We start from the raw sequence: 3455 nt of genomic DNA, 5'->3' as shown, positions 1-3455 counted from the left end.
CTCCGCAATCGACATCAAATCCAGCGGGTAAATGGAGGTGCCCAGATGCTGATGCGTCAGAATTACTGCAGATTTGTATAAGATGACCTTTTCTCTCGATACCATGCCGTTCGACGGCCTTCCATCTTTCGGTACTGTAATTCGAATAGTCCCGAATCATGCAAAACCTGTCGCCAGCTACTGCAGCCATAGTTCGATGGCGCTTCGGTGGGGTGTTGTGCAGCGATCAGATCGCTGCCAATTGAGACGAGTGTCCAACCATCTGCAGAAAACTCTGCCGCAGCGGCGCGAAATGCACGTACTGCTTCGGTCGCAGGCCAAGGAATTTTGCCCGTGACGAGAAAATCTTGGACCACGGCAGATTGTACAAGCTCTGCCATTGCCAGTTTGGCCTGATCCAGATCTTTGCCCCACGTGCGCAGGTCGTCCAAATGACGTTCGATCTGGTGGTTGGCCTCGATCAGGGCTTTTTCAGCAACTCGACACCCATCGTAGCTTGCGATGTCGTGCCGCTCGAGAAAATGATGGATCAAGTCGTTGCGCAAGGACACAAAGTCCTTCAGATCGCGGACAATTTGGTTGTAGTCGTCAGCCGAAACGGCGATCCCGATTTTGATATGGAATGATGGGCCATCACCGTGCTGGCCGAATGCCGCATCGGAATGTCTGGATGTCTCTTCGGCGGTCAAGAAGGATCCGAGCATTTCGTTGACTAGGGTGCCCAGCGTCTTTTTTCTGCTATTCATTGTCCGGGAATCTGTATCCACGGATAGTGTCGAACCTGAGATCTCGTGATGTGCTATGATGGATTTGATCAAAGTTTCATATGTTTGCATATTCAGAACGCATTGACCGAGTTTTTCGCTCAATTCACGCTGAATAACTTGAAGTGCATTAGGAGGTGATTGCGACATCTTCGGCCAATATGTGTTCCGGTCTGGTTGCAGCAGGATAGACGATATGCGCCCCTTCATCGATCCTGTGCCCCTTTGATATTAAGATCGAATAAAGCCTTCAGTTCGAAATCGATCCGTCGTGGGCAACTTGGTCGAAAACGCGGTCGGTCTGCACCCGGCAATGAAAATCGGCGGCTGAATGGCTGGCAAGGGGCAGGCGCAGAAGGGCCTCTATGCACCGGCGGCGGGAGTGGCCGCCAGGCGCCCGATCAGGCCGTCCGGTTCGCTTGGCGACGGCGGCGCAAAAGTAAGCTGTACAAAGCTGCGTGCGCAGGCTTCGCTTTGCTGCGGCCGCGTTCACTTGAATGTTGCTGAGGGGTGCTTCGCGTCAAGCGGATGGCTNGCTGTACAAAGCTGCGTGCGCAGGCTTCGCTTTGCTGCGGCCGCGTTCACTTGAATGTTGCTGAGGGGTGCTTCGCGTCAAGCGGATGGCTGGCGAAGATTTAACCCAAGACCGCTTGCGGGCAGACTTCGTGTCACTCCGGGCAAGGTTTGGTGTCAAGGGATACCCAGGAGGCTGACAGGCGGGGCGGATCGTTCTAGGCTGCTCGGGATGAACCCGCGAAATGCCCTTGTTGCCAGTGCCGGTGCGGCGCTGTGTCTGATCCTGTCCGCTGCCACGATGCGCTTTGGCGGACCGGCTTTCGTGGACGGTCTTGCGCGAAAGGCGACGGCCGTGCGCGACGCGGCGGGCGGGCAGTCGATCACGCTGGCGTTCAAGGACCGCTACGGCTGGCTGACCCGCCACCCGATCCTGTCGGGCGGGGCGGGGCTTTCGGCCGAGACGCGCCGCGAGGTCGCGGCACGGGTCGCGGCGGTGCCGGGGATCGGGGGGATCAGCTGGGCCAGTTCGCGCGCGCGCGCCGAGGCGCCCGAATCGCTGCATTGCCAGAGCGATGTCGAACGCATTCTGGAGACGCGCACGATCCGCTTCACCGAGGCGAGCGCGCGGCTCGATCCGGCGAGCGGACGCCTGCTCGACGAAGTCGCCCGCGCGCTGCGTCCGTGTGTCGGCAGCATCATCGCGGTCACCGGCCACACCGATGCCGGGGGCAATGCCGAAGTGAACAAGGCGCTCTCGCTCGCCCGCGCCGAAGCGGTGCGCTGGGCGCTGATCGGGCGGGGCATCCCCGCCGATGGGTTGCGCGCGGCGGGCGTGGGGGCGACGCACCCGATCGCCGGGCTCGACCCGGCCGATCCGGCCAACCGGCGCATCGAGTTTTCGGTGATCGTCTCGGCGCCGGTCAAGCCCACGCCGATCGACACGCCGGGGCCGGGATGAACCGGGCGCGACGCGGCGCTGTCATGGCGCAAGAAGGAAAAGGAGCCGCCGATGCCGATGTGGCTTGAATTGGCCGTATCCGTCCTGCTGACATATGGGCTGGGACTGGGTATCGGCTGGCTCGTCTGGAATCGAAAAGGATAATATCGTGGTGCAAATGATCGAAGCCAACTGGGTGATCTTCGTTGCCGCCCTGGTGATCGGTATCGCGGTTGCCTACTGGATCTTCGCGCATGGTTCGAAGCCGGAGCGTTCGCGCACGCACCGACCCGACGTGCTGGACGAAGGGGCCGCGCCCGCGCAGCGCAACCAGGCGCTGATCGATGCCGCCAGCCCCGCCGCGCAGTACGAACTTCCCGTGCCTGAAGCCGCCGCGCCGCGCGCCGCGCACATCGATCCCCCGGCCGTAGCCGGAGTGATGGCGGGTATCGGCGAGGTGATTGCGGTGGCCGCGCAGGGAGAGGCCGATCGCGCGCGGGACATCGCTTCGGCGGCGGCGGAGGCTGAGGAGGCTGCCGCGCAGGACGGCGCGGGGGCGGCGCCCACCGCGTCCGAACCAGCCCCCGAACCCGTCTCAGAGGCGGCCGCGCCTGCGGCTCCCGCTGTGGCGGAGCAGACGGACAACCTGCGCCAGATCAAGGGGCTCGGCCCCAAGATGGAAAAGCTGCTGGTGGCCCTTGGTATCACCCGCTTCGCCCAGATCGCGGCGTGGAGCGAGGCCGATCTCGACGATCTCGACACCAAGCTGGGCGCCTTTGCCGGACGCCCGCGCCGCGACAAGTGGGTCGAGCAGGCCCGTCTGCTGTCGAGTGGCGAGACGGGCGCCTACGAAGCCGAATTCGGCAAGCTGTAAGATAATCGGGGACCCGATGAGCGCGGCTCGTCGGGTCCTGGCCAAGTCCGTGCGGGGCTTGCGCAAATCCGCGGCTGATGCGTCAGCGCTCCCAGCGCCTTGGCCTAAGGGGTCGGCCGATCCGAAAGCGCTTTCGCACGGGGCACGGGCTCGGACCGGCGCAAGAACGGCCTGCGGACGATCCCGCAGGCCGTTCTTGCGCCGGCTGTTGCATCGGGGGCGAGCCCGAAAGCCGGGCGCGTATTACACAGAATCCACAGGAACGGCTTGGGTCCTGACAAGAACACCCGCGCGACGCGGCGCGAAAGGATGGGCTGCGCCAGGATGGAGCGACGCCGATCACGCGTGAGAACGGGGAGCCCCC

3 protein-coding genes are annotated in these 3455 nt (G+C 63.1%); 2 read left to right on the top strand and 1 reads right to left on the bottom strand.

The genetic code is table 11. The features are described from left to right. Nucleotides 1–62: 62 nt before the first annotated feature. Nucleotides 63–974: an OST-HTH/LOTUS domain-containing protein gene (locus MTR62_RS18760; RefSeq protein ID WP_244023813.1), complete on the bottom strand. Its 912-nt coding sequence runs from the start codon at nucleotides 972–974 to the stop codon at nucleotides 63–65. Between the two features lie 535 nt (nucleotides 975–1509). On the opposite strand from MTR62_RS18760, the gene MTR62_RS18755 reads away from it, so the two are divergent. Both MTR62_RS18755 and MTR62_RS18750 read left to right on the top strand, forming a co-directional pair. Beyond that, nucleotides 1510–2238 carry an OmpA family protein gene (locus MTR62_RS18755; RefSeq protein ID WP_244023811.1) on the top strand — a complete coding sequence of 243 codons (729 nt, stop codon included), beginning with the start codon at nucleotides 1510–1512 and terminating at the stop codon, nucleotides 2236–2238. A gap of 157 nt (nucleotides 2239–2395) precedes the next feature. Next, complete coding sequence (locus tag MTR62_RS18750) at nucleotides 2396–3091, top strand: hypothetical protein (RefSeq protein WP_244023815.1); 696 nt, start codon at nucleotides 2396–2398, stop codon at nucleotides 3089–3091. The last annotated feature ends 364 nt before the right edge of the window (nucleotides 3092–3455 follow it).

The organism is Novosphingobium organovorum (genome assembly GCF_022832435.1).
In the GTDB taxonomy this organism is placed as follows: domain Bacteria; phylum Pseudomonadota; class Alphaproteobacteria; order Sphingomonadales; family Sphingomonadaceae; genus Novosphingobium; species Novosphingobium organovorum.
The sequence above is the reverse complement of the archived record's forward strand: the minus strand, read 5'-3'. Positions and strand labels throughout refer to the sequence as shown.